Here is a 19,186-nt window from a genome sequence, read left to right as displayed (position 1 = left end):
ATGGGCCGAACAGCAGGGCCTCGGTTGCGTCCAGGGGGCCCTGCGCAGTGCTGCACAGGATCTTGGCGAAGTCGTCGTGGATCGACCGGGTATCGTCGACGATGAGTATCCGGCGATTGATCCGTGTACATGGCGTCTTCATGCGGCGACGCTCGCCAGTCCACATCCACATCCGCTGCCAAACGGGCTCATCCTTCTCCCCTCATCCTGGACCTGTGCGCCGGACATCCAAAACGCGGCGTATGGAGCATAGTTAGCTCGCCGTCATTTCGCCTGTGGCCGGCATGGCCGTTGGGGAAAAATCATCTAGCCTTGAGTCGAATGCGGGCCACAGAGGGCGGCCCGTCCAAGGGTTCGCATCCACTCCTTCGTTCGAGGCAAGCCATGGAAGAACAACCAGCCCTGACTCCGGCCGAGCGGCCAAGGGTGCTCTTGGTCGACGATGAAGAACCGATTCTCAACAGCCTGCGTCGCTTGTTGCGCGGCCAGCCTTACGAGGTACTGCTGGCCAACAGTGGCGCCCAGGCTCTGGACATTCTGGCGCAGCAGCCGGTGGACCTGGTGATGAGCGATGCGCGCATGCCAGGCATGGACGGCGCCACGCTCCTGGCGAAGGTTCGCGAGGGCTACCCGGCCGCCCGGCGCATCCTGCTGACTGGGTATGCCGACTTGGACACCATCGTCAAGGCCGTCAACGACGGACAAATCCATCAATACCTGAACAAACCCTGGAATGATCAGGAGCTGTTGCTGGTGTTGCGCCAGAACCTCCAGTACCAGCAGGCCGAGCGGGAGCTCAAGCGCTTGCAGCAGCGGGTGCTGGAGCAGAACCGCGAGCTGAAGGCCAACAACGCTACCCTGGAACAACGGGTGGCCGCGCGGACCGCGGAGTTGCAACAGACTGCGGACATGCTGGACCTGGCCTACGAAGAGCTCAAGCACAGCTATGTGACCGCAACCGAGGTGTTTTCCTTGTTGGCCAATCTGCGCCTCCCGGCGGACAAGCAGACCAACCGCAAGATCATCGAATTGGTCAGGGCCTGCTGCAAGGATCGTGGCCTGGACGAAGCCTCGAGCCGCGACCTGACCATGGCCGCCGCTCTCTACAACATCGCCAAGCTGGGCTGGAGCGATGCCATGCTGACCGCACCGGCGGACCTGCTACGGCATTCCGAGCAGGAGCGCTACCGGGCCTATCCTGGACAGAGCGAATCACTGTTGATGGCCCTGGAACCGATGCAGGATGCCGCCCGGCTGATCCTGCATCACCAGGAGCGCTGGGACGGCAGCGGTTTTCCCCAGCATCTCAAGGGCGAGGCCATTCCCTTGGGGGCGCGACTGCTGAAGCTGGCCGTGGATTTCATCGAACTGCAGTCCGGCCTGGTCCTGGAGCGCCACTTGAACAGCGACGAAGCCTTGTTGTTCATCCGCAAATATTCCGGCCGCCTGTATGACCCGAACCTGGTGGAGGATTTCGTCCGAGTGTGCGCGGCCTATCTCGACGACGTGACGGTCGATGACCCGACGGTCAAGGTTCTGGGAACCCGTGAGTTGAAGGGCGGCATGATCCTGCGACGCAACCTGAATGCCGACAATGGCATGTTGCTGCTCAATGCCGGCAAGGTGCTGAGCGAACCTCTGGTACAAAAACTGATCGCCTTCGAGGCCATGGAGGGCGCGCGGTACAGCGTTTTCGTCGAGGAGCCGGATCCACCGGCGAACGCGAAGAACCTCTCTCCCTAGCCGCGGATCTTGCGCTTAACGCTGGGTTACGGTCCTGCTTTCGTCCGGGATCGCTGGTATCTTGGCGCGCCGGTGCTGGCCGGCTATCCGGGAGCGCCTTGGCGTTCCTGTCATGTTCCTGCAATGCCTGCATGCCAATAAGGATCCGCTATGTTTGATCTGCGCCGCCTCGAGACCGGGGCCGGAACGCGTCCGTTTTCCAAGGAGAGGTCACGATGAGAAAGCTTTTCACCCTGCTGGCAGCCCTGGTGCTGACCCTGGGGATGGTAGGGATCAGCGACGCGCGTTCGTCCAGGCAACAACGCGACTCGGTGGCCGGGAGCTTCGACTATTACTTGTTGAGCCTGTCCTGGTCGCCGACCTTCTGCCTGATGCATCCGGACAACGAGCAGTGCTCGGGCAAGGGCTACGGCTTCGTCCTGCACGGCTTGTGGCCGCAATACAGCCGGGGCGGCTGGCCGCAGTCGTGCCCACCCTTGACCCAGCTCAACCGCGAGGAAATCGCCAAGGGCCTGACCCTGTTCCCCACCGAGAAGCTGCTCAAGCATGAGTGGAGCAAGCACGGTACCTGCAGTGGCCTGGGCGCCATGGGTTACTTGGACAAGGCCGACCAGGCCCTGGGCAAGGTGAAGATTCCAGAAACCCTGCAACCCTCCACCAGCGTGCGTTACTACGAGGCGGCGCAAATTGCCCAGCAGTTGCGCCAGAGCAACCCGGGGATCACCGAAAATGGCGTGGCAGTCCTGTGCAGCGGGCCGGAGCTGTCCGAAGTGCGGGTGTGCCTGGGCAAGGACCTGGAGTTCGCCGACTGCGGCAAGGGCGTGAAGACCCAGTGCCGCTCCGGGCAGATCCGCATTCCTCCGGTGCGCTGAACGAGCTGCCGGCTCCTGCCGCGAGGGCTGGAGCCGGTTTGCGGGCTACAGGGCGGCCAGCAGGCGCTGCAGGCGCTCGGCGGTTGCTGCGCTGCAATCCTCCATCGGGGCCCGCAACTGCGCTTCGAGCAATCCCTGATGGGCCAGCAAGGCCTTGACCGGCGCCGGATTGGGCTCGCTGAACAAGCCCTGGATCAACGGCGCCAGGCGCATGAAGGTGGCGCGGGCGGCGTCCAGCTGCTGATCCGCAACCTGGCGCTGCAGCTGCACGAACAACTCGGGGCGGATATGCGCCGAGGCGGCGATCGCGCCGCTGGCGCCCAGGCAGAGCGCGTTGAACAGTTGCAGGTCCTCGCCGCACAGCACCTGCGCGTCGCCGCTGGCCAGCACTGCCAGGGTCTTTTCCAGATTGCCACCACAGTCCTTGACCGCCGCGACCTGCGGGTGGCGGACGATCGCCAGCAAAGTCTGCTGGTTCAGGGTCACGCCGGTGCGATACGGGATGTCGTAGATGATCAGCGGCACGCTGGACGCATCGGCGACGCAGCCGAAGAAGCTTTCAAGGGCAGCCTGGGACGGGCGGATGTAGTAGGGCGCCGGCACCAGCAGGCCGGCCACCGGACGTTCCAGGATGCGCTGTTGCAGGTCCAGCAGGGCCGGCAGGTTGTTGCCAGCCAGCCCCATGAGCACTTTCCCGGGGGGCGCCAGCTCCACCAGTGCGTCGAGCACCGCCAGTTGCTCGTCCTTGTCCAGGGCGGCGGCTTCACCGGTGGTGCCGCAGGCTACCAGCCCGGCCACGCCGCTCTCCAGCAGGTGGGCGGCGAGGCGGCGCAGGGCGGCGAAATCGATGGCGCCGTGGCGAAAGGGAGTGACGATGGGGACCCAGATACCGTGAAACGATGACATGCATATTCTCCTGGTGCTTGACCGTCGGGTCGTCGTCAGAAGAGTAGAAGGGCGGTCGGCAAGGGGGTGTTCCGTAGCGAGGTCCTGTCAGCTCATCTGACGGGACACAGCGCCCCGGTCACATGAGCGGCTGTTTCTTCGATTTGCGGCTGCAGGCCATCCACGCCGGGGCCTGGGCAACTTGGCCAATGGCGCGCGGAACGTGGAAGGTGGCGTGGGGCATGGTGGTGGCCGGCTCGCAAACAAGGCGCCCAGTTTCAGGAACCGTCCGGCGTTTTGTCAATCCTCCCCGGGTGCGGCGCAGGGTCCCGGGGCCAGGCTTGTGCTACACCATCACGAAGCTTTCTCTGAAAGGTTTTCAGTTGCCAGGCTACGTATTGATCCATGTCAAGAATCTTGCAGATTGTTGCCGGATCGTTCCTGTCCACACCGCACATTCGATAGCGCTCGCCAAGGCGCTATCTACACTCGACTCCACCGGCGCCGACTGCCGGGGAAGTCTTGCCGGGGGCAGGAGCAGTCTTCGAGTCATCGCAGGATGCGCAGTTGCGGTTCGATCATGACGGGCAATCAACAGACTTCCTGCGAGGTTTTTTCAAGGTGAAGAACAATCTCCCAGTGACCCAGCGCGAGCGGGTGTTCCCCGCCGAGCAGCGGCTCATCTCCGCCACCGACTCCCATGGCAAGCTGACCTACTGCAACGACGAGTTCGTCGAGGTCAGCGGTTTCACCCGCGAACAACTGATCGGCAGCCCGCACAATATCGTGCGCCATCCGGACATGCCGCCGGCGGTATTCGCCCATATGTGGTCCTACCTCAAGGACGGCAAGAGCTGGATGGGCATCGTCAAGAATCGCTGCCAGAACGGCGACCATTACTGGGTCAATGCCTATGTCACGCCGATTTTCAGCGCAGGCGTGATCACCGGCTACGAGTCGGTGCGGGTCAAGCCCGAGCGCGAGCAGGTCGAGCGGGCCGCGGCCCTCTACCAGCGCATGCGCGGCGCCGACATGGCCATGCCCTGGAGCCAGCGGCTGCTGGTGGCTGGCGAGATCCTGCTACCGCCGCTGCTCGCCCTGGCAGCCATTGCCCTGGCCAGCTGGCTGGGTGGACCCTGGGCCGGATTGGCTTGCGCCGTGGCCGGGCTGTTCGCCGTGCAGGCCCACGGCGCCTATCGCACCCGGCGGCTGCTGGCGCGCATCAGCGCGGTGTCCCTGGGCAGCTTCGATAGCGAACTGATCGCCCGCACCTATACCGATGAGCGTGGGCCGGTGGCGCGCCTGCAGATGATCCTGATCAGCGAGGCGGCGAAGATCCGTACCGCCCTGAGCCGTCTAGGGGACTATGCCAACCAGGCCGCGGAGCTGGCTTCCACCAGCCAGAACCTGTCGCGCCAGGCGGAGTCGGCCCTGGGCAAGCAGCGTGACGAGGCGGATATGGCGGCCACGGCGATGAACCAGATGGCGGCGTCCATCGCCCAGGTCTCGGTGCATGTGCAGGACACCGCCTCGGCGGCCGACCGGGTCAACGAGCTGACCCATGTCGGTTCCGAGGAAGCCCGGCGGACCCGGGTCATGATCGAGAAGCTGGCCGCTACCGTGGACACGGTCAGCCAGTCGGTCCAGGGCCTGGCCGACGAGACCCAGTCGATCCAGCTGGCGGCGAACATGATCCATTCCATCGCCGAGCAGACCAACCTCTTGGCGCTCAATGCCGCCATCGAGGCTGCCCGCGCCGGGGAGCAGGGGCGTGGCTTCGCCGTGGTGGCCGATGAGGTAAGGGCCCTGGCATCCAAGACCCGGGAGTCGACCCAGAGCATCCAGCAGATCATCGCTACCTTGCAGGAGGTGGCCAGCCAGGCGGTGGAAGTGGCGCGCCAGGGCAGTGTCGAGGCGCGCTCCGGAGTGGCCCAGGTGATCAGCACCGAACAGGCGCTGGACGGGATCAATACGGCGATGGAGCGCATCCAGCAGATGAGCCAGCAGATGGCCGCCGCTTCCGAGCAGCAGGCCCATGTGGCCGAGGAGATTTCCGGGCAGATCACCAATATCGCCCGGGTCTCGGACCAGAACGCCGATATCGCCGTGCACTCCTGCAGCATCGGCGGCGACCTCGAGTCCACGGCCCATGAGCTCAATGCCCTGGTCACGCGTTTCAATAGCTGAAAGACGATTGCAGGGTTGTTTTCTTCAATACGTGATGTTGCTCGCTTCGTAACCTGTGGGCGGTCGATTCGACCCGGACAAGAGAGGCGAGAGATGAGCGTAGTGTTTTCCATGGCGGCCTTTGCCCTGGCCGCGTCCATTACCCCCGGGCCGGTGAATATCCTGGCCCTGGGCAGCGGGGCCCGTTTCGGCTTCAAGGCCAGCCTGAGCCACGTCGCTGGCGCGACCCTGGGCTTTACCTTGCTGCTGGTACTGACGGGCCTGGGGTTGAACGAACTGTTGCGCCAGTGGCCGGCGCTGACCCAGGGCATCCGCCTGTTTGGCGTGGCGTTCCTGCTGTACATGGCCTGGAAGCTGGTCCGGGATGACGGTCGAGTGGCTACCGACGGCCAGGTCCGCGCACCTTCGGCCTGGTACGGTGCCCTGATGCAGTGGCTCAATCCCAAGGCCTGGCTGGCCTGCGTGGCCGGCATCGGGGCGTTTGCCGCCGACGGCGATACGCGGCTGGTCTGGCTGTTCGCCGCGGTGTATCTGGTTATCTGCTACCTGTCGATTGCCTGCTGGGCCTATGCCGGCAGTTTCCTGCGCCACTACCTGGACAATCCTGCGGGCATGCGCCTGTTCAATCGCAGCATGGCTGCGTTGCTGGCGGTCAGCGCGGCGTACCTGTTTACCTGAGGCCTTGCTGGTACTGCCCGGGCGTCGCGGCCAAGTGCTGCTTGAACGCCCGCTGGAAGTGTGCCTGGTCGGCAAAGCCGGCCTCCAGGGCCACCTCGGCGATCGATGCACCGCTGCGCAGGCGAGCCTGGGCGAACTGCACCCGCTGGTTGACCAGGTAGGCATGGGGCGGCATGCCGAACCGCTGGCCAAAGGCGCGGGTCAGGTAGGAGGCCGAGAGTTGGGCGGCCTGGCAGATATCTTCCAGGACCAGGGGCTCGGTGCAGTGCTGGCGGATGTAGCGGGCGGCGCGCTCGAGCTTTTCGTTGCTGTCCCGGGAGAGGCTGTCGGCCGGGTTCAGGCGCTGGTGCAGGTCACTGAAGAACGCCACGGCACAGTTGTGCTTGTGCAGGGTATCGCCGTGTTCGTCCACCAGGACCTGATATAGCGTCTGGAGCTCGGCAAACAATTGCGGATCGTCGCTGTGGGTGGCACTGAAAGGACGAAAACCCGAAGCCGCATCGAAGCCCAGCTCACGCTGCAAGGCGGTCAGCCAGGGGGTGTCGACGTAGAGCATGCGATAAGACCAGGGCTGGTCGTCGATGGGGTTGCAGGCATGCACCACGCCGGGGTTCATCAACACCACGGTGCCGGTTCCGACCCGCCACTGTTCGCCTTCGCTGAGGTAGGTGCTCTGGCCCGCGGTGATGCAACCGATGGAGAACTGCTCATGGGCATGGCGGTTGTAGCAGACCTTGTGTCCATCGGCGATGGACCGGGCCTCGATGAAGGGCAGGGCCGGGTCGCGCCAGAAACGCGGGGCGATGTCAGGGTGCAGGGCGCTCTTCATCAGGGCCGTCCATTGTCCAGGGTGTCGGCGATTGTAGAGGGGATGGCTCAGGATTTGCCATCGAAGGCGCGTTGCAGGCGCTGGATATCCAGTTTCTTCATGCCCAGCAGGGCTTGCATCACTCGTTGTGAGCGGCTCGGGTCGGGGTCGCACATCATCTGTGCCAGGACCTGCGGCACGATCTGCCAGGACAGGCCGAAGCGGTCCTTGAGCCAGCCGCATTGCTGGGCCTGTGGCGGGCCGCCAAAACCCAGGGCACTCCAGTAATGGTCCAGTTCGGCCTGGGTCCGGCAATGCACCTGCAGCGATATGGCTTCGTTGAAGGTGAAGGCCGGGCCGCCGTTGAGCGCGGTGAAGGCCTGGCCGTCGAGTTCGAACACCACGCTCATCACCGAGCCTTCGGGCCGGCCATGGAACTCGAAGCCGGCCTTGCCGTAGTGGCTGACGTGAGTGATGCGCGAGCGCTCGAAGATCGAGCAGTAGAACTGCGCGGCCTCCTGGGCCTGGTGGTCGAACCACAGGCAGGGCGTGATGGTCTGGATACGCTGCATGGCTCCGGCCCTCCAGCGCGAACACCTGCTACAAGCTTAGCCAATCCGGTGACTGACAGCAGTGATGCCTGGCGCCAATGAGAGCTTGCTGGCAGGGGGTTCTTCGGTGGTATCTTCGCGATCAGCTGCTGGTCGCGACAAAGTGCTGCAATGCCGGCTCGGAGCTAGGCAGGAAGCGCCTGCTGGTATCACCAGGTAATGATTGCAAAGGGGGAAGAAGCTGATGCGCGGACCGCGATTCAAGCTGTTTTTCACCCATCGCCTGGCGCTCCTGGCGGGTGCCGAATCCCTGCGTTCGATCCGCGAAGGCCTGCTCTGGCTATTGCCCTGCCTGCTGCTCTCGGCCTTGCTGCTGATCCTTGCGCAATGTGCCCAGGTCCTGGAGGCACCCAGGGAACTGGTGCAACTGCTGGCCGGCCTGCACGAGCGCATCAATTCGATCATTCCTCTGTTGGTGGCAGCGTCCATCGGCTACATGCTGGCGCTCCAGTACCGCCTGCCGCAGCTGCCGGTGGCTTTCCTGTGCCTGTCCTACGTGGTGATCGCCATCTACATGCTGCACGACTACCCGCTGGCGGCGGCGAGCTTCGTGCTGTTCATCGCCATCGCCTCGCCGCTGGTCAACGTGCCCATCATGGCCAGGCTGCACCGCCAGCGCTGGACCAGGCTGCTGGACGAGGACCTGGTGGGGCACAACCTCAAGGGCACCATCAACATGGTGTTGCCGGGGATCTTCACCTCGTTGTTGCTGGTGGCGGTCTTGCAGTCGCTGCTGCAGATCCAGGACTTCGCCTACATCCAGCAGCCGCTGGATCTCAAGGACCTGGGCAATCCCTACCTCAACGGCGTGGCGCTGACCCTGGGCAATTCGCTGTTGTGGTTCTTCGGCATCCACGGCACCCACGCCCTGCAACCCTTCATGGAGGTGATGGACCAGGCGGTAGCGCTCAATGCCGCGGACCAGGCCGCCGGCCAACCGCTGCGTTACGCCCTCAACAGCGGCCTGCTGGGGTGTTTCGCCTTCATTGGCGGTTCCGGCGGCTCCCTCGCGCTGGTGCTGGCTATCCTCGGGTTCTCCAGCATCCGCTCCCTGCGCCTGCTGGCCTTGGCGAGCCTGGCGCTGTCGCTGTTCAACGTCAACGAGCTGCTGTTGTTCGGCCTGCCGATCATCCTCAACCCGAGGCTGCTGGTGCCTTTCATGCTGGTACCCATGGTCAACGTCAGCCTGGCACTGCTGGTGGTGCAGCTGGGCTGGGTGAGCCCGGCGCTGGTGGAAGTGCCCTTCACCTCGCCGGTGCTGCTCAACGCTTACCTCAGCACCCAGGGCGACTGGGGCGCGGTACTCCTGCAACTGGTGCTGCTGGGTGTCGGCACCCTGATCTACATCCCCTATATCAGAAGTCTTGACCATCAGGGCGAGGCTGGCGAGCAGGTCTACCTGAAGACTTTCGACACCACGTTCCGTGGCCTCGAGGAACGCAGCCGGCTGTTCGAACTGGACCCGATGGTCGCGTCCTACAAGGAAACCGCCCGGCAGTCCCTGCAACTGGCGCGGATCCAGCAATTGAGCGAGTACGACTTCCACCTGGAGTACCAGCCCCAGGTGTCCAAGGACACGGGCCGCTGCACCGGTTGCGAGGCGCTGATGCGCGCGCGCGACGGCGATGGCCAGGTGCGCCTGCCCTGGGAGTTGCTGCAGTGGCTGGGCCAGGCCGGGCTGATGCCCGAGGTGGATTTCTGGGTCGCCTCCCAGGCGGTGCGCCAGCACTTGCTCTGGCGCCGCAATGGCTTGGAGTTGCCGATCACCATCAATGTCTCCAGCGCCACCCTGGCCTCGGCGGAGCATGGCGAGCGCTTGCTGGAAATCCTGGGCCGGGCCCGCGGCCAGGTGTCGGTGGAGATCACCGAGGATGCCCTGGTGGGCGACGCGCTGCGTACCTTGCGCTGGATCGAGCAATTGCACGCTCTGGGGGCGAAGGTCTACATCGATGATTTCGGTACCGGTTTCTCGGCCCTGAGCTACCTGCACCAGTTCCCGGTGGACGGCATCAAGATCGATCGCAGCTTCGTCCTGGCCCAGCGTGAGCCCCAGGGCGCCCAGGTCCTCAACGGCTTGCTGCGCTTTTGCGAGACCCTGGGGCTCAAGGTGGTGGTGGAGGGAGTGGAGACCCAGGAGCAGCTGGAGTTCCTGCAGTCGAGCTCGGAGCTGATTATCCAGGGCTGGTACTACAGCAAGGCGCTGCCGGGCGCGCAGGTTCCCGGGTTCGCCAGCCAGAGGGCCCAGGCCTCCCAGGCGCCCGGCGATGACTGATGCCCCGGGCCGTCGTGCCCTGGCCCCCGGGGGCAGGCGCAGGTCCGTTTTGCCCTGGCTCCGGGCATTTTGAACTACCCTTGACGTCTTAGCCGCGAATGGAGTCAGCGATGTTGTACCCAAGCAAACCCAACAATGAGGCCCTGCGGATCCAGACCTTGCGGGCGCTCAATGTCCTGGACACCCCGCCGGAGGAGCGTTTCGATCGCCTGACCCGGCTGGCCAAGCGCTTGTTCAACGTGCCCATCGCGTTGGTCAGCCTGGTGGACGGCGATCGCCAGTGGTTCAAGTCCTGCGTGGGCCTGGATACCAGCGAAACGCCACGGGATATCTCGTTCTGCGGACATGCGATCCTTGGCGACCAGATCCTCACGGTGTGCGATGCCGAGCAGGACGTGCGTTTCCATGACAACCCGCTGGTGGTGGGCGATCCCGGAATCCGCTTCTACGCCGGCTGCCCGCTGACGGTGGCCAACGGCAGCAAGCTGGGCACCTTGTGCCTGATCGACGTCAAGCCCCGGGATCTGGACGACGAGGAGCGGGCACTGCTGCGGGACCTGGCGCGCATGGCCGAGCAGGAGCTGGCGGCGGTGCAGATGGCCAGCATGGATGAGCTGACCCTGCTGTCCAACCGTCGTGGTTTCGAGGCCCTGGCCCGGCATGCGCTGGGCGTCTGCAAGCGCCTGGACAAGCCGGCGACCCTGCTGTTCTTCGATCTCAACGATTTCAAGCAGATCAACGACACCTATGGCCATGCCGAGGGCGATGGCGCGCTGAAGACCTTCGCCGACGTGCTGCGCATCGCCTTTCGCGAGAGCGATGTGGTCGGTCGCCTGGGTGGCGATGAGTTCGTGGTCCTGCTGACCGCCGCCGATCATGTGGAAACGTCGAACATCATGGCCCGGTTGCGCGAAATCCTCGATGAACGCAACGCCACGTTGAAGCGTGGCTACGACATTCGCTTCAGCGTCGGCCAGATCGAATACAACGCCGAGCGCCATCCGGACGTGGGGGCGCTGCTGGCCGATGCCGACAAGGCCATGTACCTGCAAAAGCAGGCCAGCAAGCGCCAGCGTCAAGACTGATCGGCAGACAGTGGCTCAGGCCCCGGAGCCTGGTTCGGCCGCGTCAGGCAGCGTCTTGGGATGTTGCCCTGATAGTAGGTACTGACCAGGAATTTCCCGGGCTTGTTGACCTTGAGATTGAGGAATTCATCACCGCAGGCGGGAAATCGCTCGACGAACTCGCCCTGCGTCGGGTCGTAGATGAACACCCGGTGGATCGTGTAGGTACCCATCCCATCATCGACATGCCAGATGGCGAAGTCGCCGGTCCCATCGAAGTTGAAATCGTCGAGCTCGATGTGCAGCGGCTTTTCGGCCTGCACCCGCAGTTCTCTGGATTGGGTGTGACCGTTGCGTTGTATTTCCAGGCTGACCTGCTGGCCATGCAGGGCAAGCGTGACGGTGGTGTGCTTGTCCGGCTGGAAAGTCGTCGGTTGGGCCTGGACGCTCATTGCGAAAAGACCACCCAGGGCCACCATGGCCCATTGTTTGTTATGCATGGATTCAGCATGTCCGGTGATGAAGGTTGGGGCCTGGCCGGCGGCCCCGGTTGCGGCTCATCCGGCGTTTGTCGGTGCCAGGAACGCGGCTTCCAGCAATTGCCGGGTGTAAGGGTGTTGCGGCGCGTCGAAGATCGTCCTGGCGTCGCCTTGTTCCACCACCTGGCCGTGCTTGATCACCATCAGTTGGTGGCTCAGGGCCTTGACCACCGCCAGGTCATGGCTGATGAACAGGTAGGTCAGGTTGTACTTGCCTTGCAGCCTGCGCAGCAGCTCCACCACCTGGCGCTGGACGGTGCGATCCAGGGCCGAGGTCGGTTCGTCCAGGAGGATCAGCCGGGGCTTGAGCACCAGGGCCCGGGCGATGGCGATGCGCTGGCGTTGGCCGCCGGAAAACTCATGGGGGTAGCGGTGGCGGGTCTGCGGGTCCAGGCCCACTTCCTCGAGCGCCGCGATGATCGCCTGTTCTTGTTCCTGCTCGGTGCCGATCCTGTGGATGCGCAAGCCCTCGCCAACGATCTGGCTCACGCTCATGCGCGGGCTGAGGCTGCCGAAGGGGTCCTGGAACACCACCTGCATTTCTCGCCGTAGCGGTCGTACCTGCTGCTGGGACAGACGGTCCAATTGCTGGCCTTCGAAGCGGATCAGGCCCTGGCTGGCAATTAGCCGCAGAATCGCCAGGCCCAGGGTCGACTTGCCCGAGCCGCTCTCGCCGACGATGCCCAGGGTCTGGCCCTGGGGCAGGCTGAAATGGATGCCGTCCACCGCCTTGACGTGGTCCACGGTGCGGCGCAGCAGGCCCTTCTTGATCGGGAACCAGACCTTGAGGTCATTCACTTCCAGTAGTGGCGCGCCGACCTGGCTGGCGACTGGCAGGCCACTGGGCTCGGCGGCCAGCAGTTCCCGGGTATAGGGATGCTGCGGGGCCCGGAACAGCTCTTCGCAAGGCGCCTGCTCGACGATCCGGCCCTTTTGCATGACGCAGACCCGATGGGCGATGCGTCGTACCAGGTTGAGGTCGTGACTGATCAGCAGCAGGGCCATGCCCAGGCGCGCCTGCAGTTCCTTGAGCAACTGCAGGATCTTCAACTGCACGGTGACATCCAGGGCAGTGGTGGGTTCGTCGGCGATCAGCAGTTCCGGCTCGCAGGCCAGCGCCATGGCGATCATCACCCGTTGGCGCTGGCCGCCGGACAGCTCGTGGGGCAGGGCCTTGAGGCGCTTGCGCGGCTCGGGGATGCCCACCAGCTCCAGCAGTTCCAGGGTGCGCTGGGTGGCGACCTTGCCGGTCAGGCCCTTGTGGATCGCCAGCACCTCGTTGATCTGCTTCTCGATGTTGTGCAGCGGGTTCAGCGAGGTCATGGGCTCCTGGAAGATCATGGCGATGCGGTTGCCACGAATATGCCGGATGCTCTTTTCCTTAAGGGTCAGCAGGTCGTGCCCGGAATAGTTGATGCTGCCCGACGGGTGCTGGGCCAGCGGGTAGGGCAGCAGGCGCAGGATGGAGTGGGCGGTGACCGACTTGCCCGACCCGCTCTCGCCCACCAGGGCCAGGGTCTCGCCGCGCTTGATGTCGAAGCTGATGCCTTCGACCACTCGCTGGCGCTGTTCGCCGGCGACGAATTCGACGGCCAGCTCGCGCACTTCGATCAGGTTGTCCTGGGTCATGTCATTTCCTCGGGTCGAAGGCATCGCGGGCGGATTCGCCGATGAACACCAGCAGGCTCAGCATCAGGGCCAGCACGGCGAAGGCACTCATGCCCAGCCAGGGCGCCTGCAGGTTGGACTTGCCCTGGGCCACCAGCTCGCCCAGGGAGGGCGCGCCGGGAGGCAGGCCGAAGCCGAGGAAGTCCAGGGCGGTGAGGGTGCCGATGGCGCCGGTGAGGATGAACGGCATGAAGGTCATGGTCGAGACCATGGCGTTGGGCAGGATATGGCGGAACATGATGGCGCCGTTCTGCATCCCCAGGGCCCGGGCCGCACGCACGTATTCCAGGTTGCGCCCGCGCAGGAACTCGGCCCGCACCACGTCCACCAGGCTCATCCAGGAAAACAGCAGCATGATGCCCAGCAGCCACCAGAAGTTGGGCTGCACGAAGCTGGCGAGGATGATCAGCAGGTAGAGCACCGGCAGCCCGGACCACATTTCCAGGAAGCGCTGCCCGGCCAGGTCCACCCAGCCACCGTAGAAGCCCTGGAGGGCGCCGGCGGTGACGCCGATGATCGAACTGAGGATGGTCAGGGTCAGGGCGAACAGCACCGACACCCGGAAGCCGTAGATGATCCGCGCCAGGACGTCGCGGCCCTGGTCGTCGGTGCCCAGCAGGTTGTCGCTGGAGGGCGGCGCCGGGGCTGGCACCCGCAGGTCGTAGTTGATGCTCTGGTAGCTGAAGGGGATCGGTGCCCAGAGCACCCAGGCATCCTTCTGGGCCAGCAGTTCGCGGATGTACGGGCTCTTGTAGTTGGCCTCCAGGGGGAATTCGCCACCGAAGGTGGTTTCCGGGTAGCGCTTGAGCGCCGGGAAATACCAGCCGTCGTCGTAGTGCACCACCAGGGGTTTGTCGTTGGCGATCAACTCGGCGCCCAGGCTCAGGACGAACAGCACCAGGAACAGCCACAGCGACCACCAGCCGCGCTTGTTGGCCTTGAAGCGCTCCAAGCGCCGGCGATTGAGGGGGGACAGGTTCATCTCAATGCTCCCGGCTGTCGAAGTCGATGCGTGGGTCGACCAGGGTGTAGGTCAGGTCGCCGATCAGTTTCACCACCAGGCCCAGCAGGGTGAAGATGAACAGCGTGCCGAACACCACCGGGTAGTCGCGGTTGATCGCGGCCTCGAAGCTCATCAGGCCCAGGCCGTCCAGGGAGAAGATCACTTCCACCAGCAAGGACCCGGTGAAGAAGATCCCGATGAAGGCCGACGGGAAGCCGGCGATCACCAGCAGCATGGCGTTGCGGAACACATGGCCGTAGAGCACCCGGCGCTGGGTCAGGCCCTTGGCCTTGGCGGTGATCACGTACTGCTTGTTGATCTCGTCGAGGAAGCTGTTCTTGGTCAGCAGGGTCATGGTGGCGAAGTGGCCGATCACCAGGGCCGTGACCGGCAGCGCCAGGTGCCAGAAGTAGTCGAGCACCTTGCGCCCCAGGCTCAGTTGCTCGAAGTCGCTGGAGGTCAGGCCGCGCAGGGGAAACCAGTTGAGGTAGCTGCCACCGGCGAACACCACGATCAGCAGGATGGCGAACAGGAATGCCGGGATCGCGTAGCCGATGATGATCGCCGAGCTGGTCCAGACGTCGAAGTGGCTACCGTGGCGGGTGGCCTTGGCAATCCCCAGGGGGATCGACACCAGGTACATGATCAGGGTGCTCCACAACCCGAGGGAGATCGAGACCGGCATCTTTTCCTTGATCAGGTCCACCACCTTGGCATCGCGGAAGAAACTGTCGCCGAAGTCCAGGGTGGCGTAGTTCTTGATCATGATCCACAGGCGTTCCGGCGCCGACTTGTCGAAGCCGTACATGTGCTCGATTTCCTTGATCAGCGCCGGGTCCAGGCCTTGGGCGCCACGGTAGCTGGACCCGGCCACCGAGACTTCGGCGCCACCGCCGGCGATGCGGCTGGTGGCGCCGTCGAAGCCTTCGAGCTTGGCGATCATCTGCTCCACCGGCCCGCCCGGGGCGGCCTGGATGATCACGAAGTTGATCAGGAGGATGCCCAGCAGGGTCGGGATGATCAGCAACAGGCGGCGAATGATGTAGGCCAGCATCTCATTGCACCGTTTCGGCCGCGGCCGCCTGGTTGTCCGGCGCCGCTTCCACGGCGGGCTGGGCATCGGGCTTGATCCACCAGGTGTAGATGCCGATGTCGTATTTGGGCGCGACCTGCGGGTGGCCGATGTGGTCCCAGTAGGCCACGCGCCAGGTCTTGATGTGCCAGTTGGGGATCACGTAGTAGCCCCATTGCAGGACCCGGTCCAGGGCCTTGGCATGGGCCACCAGGCTGGCTCGGGAGTCGGCGTTGATCAGGCTCTCCACCAGCCGGTCGATGGCCGGATCCTTGAGGCCGATGTAGTTGCGGCTGCCGGGCTTGTCGGCGCTGCTGGACATCCAGAATTCACGCTGCTCGTTACCCGGGGAGTTGGACTGCGGGAAGCTGCCGACGATCATGTCGAAGTCCCGCGAGCGGACCCGGGTGATGTACTGGGACACGTCCACCCGGCGGATCACCAGGTCGATGCCCAGGTCGGCGAGGTTGCGCTTGAACGGCAGCAGCACGCGCTCGAACTCGGTCTGGGCCAGCAGGAACTCGAGCACCACCGGCTTGCCCTGGGCGTCCACCATCTTGTCGTCGACGATATGCCAGCCGGCCTCCTGCAGCAGTTGGTAGGCCTGGCGCTGTTGGGCGCGGATCATGCCGCTGCCGTCGCACAGGGCCGGGGCGAAGGCCTGGGTGAACACCTGCTCGGGAATCTGCCCGCGTAGCGGCTCGAGGATCGCCAGCTCGTCCGGGCCCGGCAGGCCGGTGGCGGCCATCTCCGAGTTCTCGAAGTAGCTGCGGGTACGGGTATAGGCGCCGTTGAACAGCTGCTTGTTGCTCCATTCGAAGTCCAGCAGCAGGCTCAGGGCATGGCGCACCCGCACGTCCTGGAACAGCGGGCGCCGGGTGTTGAAGACGAAGCCCTGCATGCCGGTAGGATTGCCGTTGGGGATCTGCTCCTTGATCAACCGTCCCTGGGCCACGGCCGGGACGTTGTAGGCGTTGGCCCAGTTCTTCGCGCTTATTTCCAGCCAGTAGTCGAACTGGCCGGCCTTGAGGGCTTCCAGGGCCACGGTGTTGTCGCGGTAGTAGTCGCTGGTGATGGTGTCGAAGTTGTAGAAGCCGCGATTGACCGGCAGGTCGCGGGCCCAGTAGTCCTTGACCCGCTCATAGCGGATCGAGCGTCCGGCCTTGACCTCGGTCACCCGGTAGGGGCCGCTGCCCAGGGGTACTTCGAGGTTGCTCTTGGCGAAGTCGCGGTGCTCCCACCAGTGCTTGGGCAGGATCGTCAGCTGGCCGAGGATCAGCGGCAGCTCGCGGTTGTTGCTGTGCTTGAACTTGAACAGGACCCGCAACGGGTCTTCGGCGATCACCTGCTCGACATCGGCGTAGTAGCCGCGATACAGCGGCGAGCCGGCGTTGGTCAGGGTCTGGAAGCTGAACACTACATCCTCGGCGCGCAGCGGGTGGCCATCGTTGAAGCGTGCCTCGGGCCGCAGGTAGAAACGTACCCAGCTGTTGTCCGGCGCTTTCTCGATTTGCCCGGCCACCAGGCCGTACTCGGTGAAGGGTTCGTCCAGGCTCTGGGCCATCAGGGTGTCGTACACCAGGCCGATGTTGCTCTCCGGCACGCCCTTGCTGATGAACGGGTTGAGGCTGTCGAAGCTGCCGAAGCCGGCCATGCGGAAGGTCCCGCCCTTGGGGGCGTCGGGCTTGACGAAGTCGAAGTGCTGGAAGCCCGCCGGGTATTTCGGCGCTTCGCCGTAGAGGGTCACGGCATGTTGTGGCGTGGCCTGGGCGCAGCAGGCGATGACGCCGAGCAACAAGCCGCTAGTGCGCAGGAGCAGGGCACGCAGGGGCATCATTGGGTGGTCTCCAAGGACTTCAGCCACCAGGCGCCGAGACCCAGGGTATAGGGCGGCGTGGTGACGAAGGCGAACCGGTTACGGTAGGCCAGGCGGTGATAGTTGAGGTACCAGTTGGGAATCATGTAGTGCTGCCACAGTAGCACCCGGTCCAGGGCACGGCCGGCGGCCAATTGCTCATCGCGGCTCTGGGCCGCCAGGAGCTGCTCCAGCAGGTGATCGACGATGGGGCTGTCGATGCCCGCATAGTTCTTGCTGCCCTTGACCGCTACCTGGCTTGAGTGGAAGTACTGCCATTGCTCCAGGCCCGGGCTCAGGGTCTGGTTGAGGGTCATGAGGATCATGTCGTAGTCGAACTGGTCCAGGCGCTGCTTGTATTGCGCGCGGTCGACGGTGCGCAGGCGCGCGTCGATACCGATGCTGGCCAGGTTCTCCACGTAGGGCTGGAGGATGCGTTCCAGGTTGGGGTTGACCAGCATCAGCTCGAACCGCAGCGGTTGTCCGGCGCTGTTCTGCAGGCGCTGGCCGTTGAGCTTCCAGCCAGCCTCGCCCAGCAGTCCCAGGGCCCGGCGCAGGGTGTGGCGGGGGATGCCGCGGCCGTCGGTGCTCGGCAAGCTGAAGGGCAGGGTGAAGAGGCTGGCTGGCAACTGCTCGCGATAGGGCGAAAGCAGCAGCCATTCGCGGCCCTGGGGCACGCCCGTGGCGCAGAACGCGCTGTTGGGGTAGTAGCTCAGGGCGCGCTGGTAGGCGCCGCTGAACAGCGTGCGGTTGGTCCACTGGAAGTCGAACATCATGCCCAGGGCTTCACGTACCCGCGCATCGGCGAAAGTCGCGCGCCGGGTGTTCATGAACAGGCCCTGGGTCTGGGTGGGGATCTGGTGCGCCACCTGGGCCTTGATCACCTCGCCACGGCGCACCGCCGGGAAGTCGTAGCCGCTGGCCCAGTTCTTGGCCTGGTGCTCGATGTAGATATCGAATTCATCGGCCTTGAAGGCCTCGAACGCCACGTCGCTGTCGCGGTAGAACTCCACCTCGACCCGGTCGAAGTTGGCGAACCCGCGGTTGACCGGCAAGTCCTTGCCCCAATAGTCCTTGACCCTCTCGAACACCAGCTGGCGGCCCGGCTGCACCTGGGTAATGCGATAGGGGCCGCTGCCCAGGGGTGGGGTGAAGGTGGTGGCCTTGAAGTCGCGGTCCTTCCAGTAATGCTGGGGCAATACCGGCATTTCCCCCAGGCGCAGGATCAGCAGCGGGTTGCCGGCGCGCTTGAACACGAAGCGAATGCGCTGCGGGCCGAGGATGTCGACCCGCTGCACTTCCTGCAGGTTGGTGCGGTACTGCGGATGGCCTTCCTTGAGCAGCAGGCGGTAGGAGAACGCCACGTCCCGGGCGGTGATCGGCATGCCGTCGTGGAAGCGGGCCTCGGGACGCAGGTTGAACACCACCCAGCTGCGATCCTCGCTGTACTCCACCGAACGGGCGATCAGGCCGTAGCTGGAAGTGGGTTCGTCGCCGGAGGGCGCATAGAGGCCAGTGCCCACCATCAGCGGCTCGTTGAGCTCGTTGACCCCGTACTGCAGGAAGTTCGGCGTGGCCACCGGGCTGGTGCCCTTGAAGGTGTAGGGGTTGAGGGTGTCGAAGGTGCCGAAGGCCATGACCCGCAAGGTGCCGCCCTTGGGCGCGGCGGGGTTGACCCAGTCGAAGTGGGTGAAGCGGGCCGGGTACTTGAGCGTGCCGAACTGCGCATAGCCATGACTCTCGATGAGTGTCGCGCTTGCGGGAAAGCTCAAGGCCAGGCTGATGAGGAGCGGGAGCAGGAGACGCATCGAGTCAGAGATCCGATCCAGGCGGCTTGGGCTATGTGTCCAGTACAGTAACAGCTTGTATCGGCAGGAAAAAGCTCGTTCTGGCGGCGCGCGCGGATGGCGGCAGGAGGGGCTGGGGCGG

15 protein-coding genes are annotated in these 19,186 nt (G+C 64.5%); 6 read left to right on the top strand and 9 right to left on the bottom strand.

Translation table 11 applies throughout. The features are described 5' to 3' along the window. Nucleotides 1-384: 384 nt before the first annotated feature. Entirely contained in the window at nt 385-1,743 is a 1,359-nt protein-coding gene (locus CAG11_RS25615) for an HD domain-containing phosphohydrolase (protein ID WP_085598672.1), read from the top strand. Between the two features lie 215 nt (nt 1,744-1,958). Further along, nucleotides 1,959-2,615, top strand: coding sequence for a ribonuclease T2 (locus CAG11_RS25610; RefSeq protein WP_085598670.1), 657 nt, complete (start codon nt 1,959-1,961; stop codon nt 2,613-2,615). A gap of 45 nt (nt 2,616-2,660) precedes the next feature. Here CAG11_RS25610 and dapA read toward each other — a convergent pair whose 3' ends face one another. Continuing rightward, nucleotides 2,661-3,521 carry a 4-hydroxy-tetrahydrodipicolinate synthase gene (dapA, locus tag CAG11_RS25605; protein WP_085598668.1) on the bottom strand — a complete coding sequence of 287 codons (861 nt, stop codon included), beginning with the start codon at nt 3,519-3,521 and terminating at the stop codon, nt 2,661-2,663. Nucleotides 3,522-4,121: 600 nt separating this feature from the next. On the opposite strand from dapA, the gene CAG11_RS25600 reads away from it, so the two are divergent. Both CAG11_RS25600 and CAG11_RS25595 read left to right on the top strand, forming a co-directional pair. Further along, on the top strand, nt 4,122-5,687 hold the full coding sequence (locus CAG11_RS25600; protein ID WP_053131389.1) for a PAS domain-containing methyl-accepting chemotaxis protein: 1,566 nt from the start codon (nt 4,122-4,124) through the stop codon (nt 5,685-5,687). Nucleotides 5,688-5,780: 93 nt separating this feature from the next. Continuing rightward, entirely contained in the window at nt 5,781-6,365 is a 585-nt protein-coding gene (locus tag CAG11_RS25595; protein WP_085598666.1) for a LysE family translocator, read from the top strand. On the opposite strand, the gene CAG11_RS25590 is transcribed toward CAG11_RS25595, so the two are convergent. Beyond that, on the bottom strand, nt 6,358-7,194 hold the full coding sequence (locus CAG11_RS25590; RefSeq protein ID WP_085598664.1) for an AraC family transcriptional regulator: 837 nt from the start codon (nt 7,192-7,194) through the stop codon (nt 6,358-6,360). The genes CAG11_RS25595 and CAG11_RS25590 overlap by 8 nt on opposite strands. A gap of 47 nt (nt 7,195-7,241) precedes the next feature. Continuing rightward, nucleotides 7,242-7,745 (bottom strand): VOC family protein, encoded by a 504-nt coding sequence (locus CAG11_RS25585; protein ID WP_085598662.1) that lies wholly within the window; start codon nt 7,743-7,745, stop codon nt 7,242-7,244. Between the two features lie 223 nt (nt 7,746-7,968). Between CAG11_RS25585 and CAG11_RS25580 the strand changes: the two genes are divergently transcribed. Both CAG11_RS25580 and CAG11_RS25575 read left to right on the top strand, forming a co-directional pair. Continuing rightward, complete coding sequence (locus CAG11_RS25580; RefSeq protein ID WP_085598660.1) at nt 7,969-10,056, top strand: EAL domain-containing protein; 2,088 nt, start codon at nt 7,969-7,971, stop codon at nt 10,054-10,056. Nucleotides 10,057-10,166: 110 nt separating this feature from the next. Next, nucleotides 10,167-11,141 carry a sensor domain-containing diguanylate cyclase gene (locus CAG11_RS25575; RefSeq protein WP_085598658.1) on the top strand — a complete coding sequence of 325 codons (975 nt, stop codon included), beginning with the start codon at nt 10,167-10,169 and terminating at the stop codon, nt 11,139-11,141. Here CAG11_RS25575 and CAG11_RS25570 read toward each other — a convergent pair. Genes CAG11_RS25570 through CAG11_RS25545 form a run of 6 tightly spaced genes read right to left on the bottom strand, consistent with a single transcriptional unit; the run spans nt 11,132 to nt 19,065 of the window. Further along, the gene (locus CAG11_RS25570) at nt 11,132-11,620 is read right to left on the bottom strand and encodes a hypothetical protein (protein ID WP_085598656.1); all 489 of its coding nucleotides are present in this window, start codon (nt 11,618-11,620) and stop codon (nt 11,132-11,134) included. The genes CAG11_RS25575 and CAG11_RS25570 overlap by 10 nt on opposite strands. Before the next feature lie 57 nt (nt 11,621-11,677). After that, complete coding sequence (locus tag CAG11_RS25565; protein ID WP_085598654.1) at nt 11,678-13,288, bottom strand: ABC transporter ATP-binding protein; 1,611 nt, start codon at nt 13,286-13,288, stop codon at nt 11,678-11,680. A 1-nt stretch (nt 13,289) separates the two neighbouring features. Further along, the gene (locus CAG11_RS25560) at nt 13,290-14,309 is read right to left on the bottom strand and encodes an ABC transporter permease (protein WP_085598652.1); all 1,020 of its coding nucleotides are present in this window, start codon (nt 14,307-14,309) and stop codon (nt 13,290-13,292) included. 1 nt (nt 14,310) lies between these two features. Beyond that, nucleotides 14,311-15,384 carry a microcin C ABC transporter permease YejB gene (locus tag CAG11_RS25555; RefSeq protein ID WP_085598650.1) on the bottom strand — a complete coding sequence of 358 codons (1,074 nt, stop codon included), beginning with the start codon at nt 15,382-15,384 and terminating at the stop codon, nt 14,311-14,313. Nucleotide 15,385: 1 nt separating this feature from the next. Next, nucleotides 15,386-17,239 (bottom strand): extracellular solute-binding protein, encoded by a 1,854-nt coding sequence (locus CAG11_RS25550; protein WP_085598648.1) that lies wholly within the window; start codon nt 17,237-17,239, stop codon nt 15,386-15,388. Then, nucleotides 17,236-19,065, bottom strand: a complete 1,830-nt coding sequence (locus tag CAG11_RS25545) for an extracellular solute-binding protein (RefSeq protein ID WP_085598646.1) — start codon at nt 19,063-19,065, stop codon at nt 17,236-17,238. Before CAG11_RS25545 ends, CAG11_RS25550 begins: the two co-directional genes overlap by 4 nt. Between the last annotated feature and the right edge of the window lie 121 nt (nt 19,066-19,186).

The sequence above is a fragment of the Pseudomonas sp. B6(2017) genome (genome assembly GCF_002112765.1).
Lineage (GTDB): Bacteria > Pseudomonadota > Gammaproteobacteria > Pseudomonadales > Pseudomonadaceae > Aquipseudomonas > Aquipseudomonas piscis.
This window is presented reverse-complemented; position numbering and strand designations above follow the sequence as displayed.

What these genes read in the sequence shown, in the direction of transcription:
- CAG11_RS25570 (WP_085598656.1), bottom strand. Translation starts at nt 11,620, where the DNA reads ATGCATAACAAACAATGGGCCATGGTGGCCCTGGGTGGTCTTTTCGCA.
- CAG11_RS25545 (WP_085598646.1), bottom strand. Translation starts at nt 19,065, where the DNA reads ATGCGTCTCCTGCTCCCGCTCCTCATCAGCCTGGCCTTGAGCTTTCCC.
- CAG11_RS25575 (WP_085598658.1), top strand. Translation starts at nt 10,167, where the DNA reads ATGTTGTACCCAAGCAAACCCAACAATGAGGCCCTGCGGATCCAGACC.
- CAG11_RS25580 (WP_085598660.1), top strand. Translation starts at nt 7,969, where the DNA reads ATGCGCGGACCGCGATTCAAGCTGTTTTTCACCCATCGCCTGGCGCTC.
- dapA (WP_085598668.1), bottom strand. Translation starts at nt 3,521, where the DNA reads ATGTCATCGTTTCACGGTATCTGGGTCCCCATCGTCACTCCCTTTCGC.
- CAG11_RS25555 (WP_085598650.1), bottom strand. Translation starts at nt 15,384, where the DNA reads ATGCTGGCCTACATCATTCGCCGCCTGTTGCTGATCATCCCGACCCTG.
- CAG11_RS25590 (WP_085598664.1), bottom strand. Translation starts at nt 7,194, where the DNA reads ATGAAGAGCGCCCTGCACCCTGACATCGCCCCGCGTTTCTGGCGCGAC.
- CAG11_RS25610 (WP_085598670.1), top strand. Translation starts at nt 1,959, where the DNA reads ATGAGAAAGCTTTTCACCCTGCTGGCAGCCCTGGTGCTGACCCTGGGG.
- CAG11_RS25595 (WP_085598666.1), top strand. Translation starts at nt 5,781, where the DNA reads ATGAGCGTAGTGTTTTCCATGGCGGCCTTTGCCCTGGCCGCGTCCATT.
- CAG11_RS25585 (WP_085598662.1), bottom strand. Translation starts at nt 7,745, where the DNA reads ATGCAGCGTATCCAGACCATCACGCCCTGCCTGTGGTTCGACCACCAG.
- CAG11_RS25550 (WP_085598648.1), bottom strand. Translation starts at nt 17,239, where the DNA reads ATGATGCCCCTGCGTGCCCTGCTCCTGCGCACTAGCGGCTTGTTGCTC.
- CAG11_RS25615 (WP_085598672.1), top strand. Translation starts at nt 385, where the DNA reads ATGGAAGAACAACCAGCCCTGACTCCGGCCGAGCGGCCAAGGGTGCTC.
- CAG11_RS25560 (WP_085598652.1), bottom strand. Translation starts at nt 14,309, where the DNA reads ATGAACCTGTCCCCCCTCAATCGCCGGCGCTTGGAGCGCTTCAAGGCC.
- CAG11_RS25565 (WP_085598654.1), bottom strand. Translation starts at nt 13,288, where the DNA reads ATGACCCAGGACAACCTGATCGAAGTGCGCGAGCTGGCCGTCGAATTC.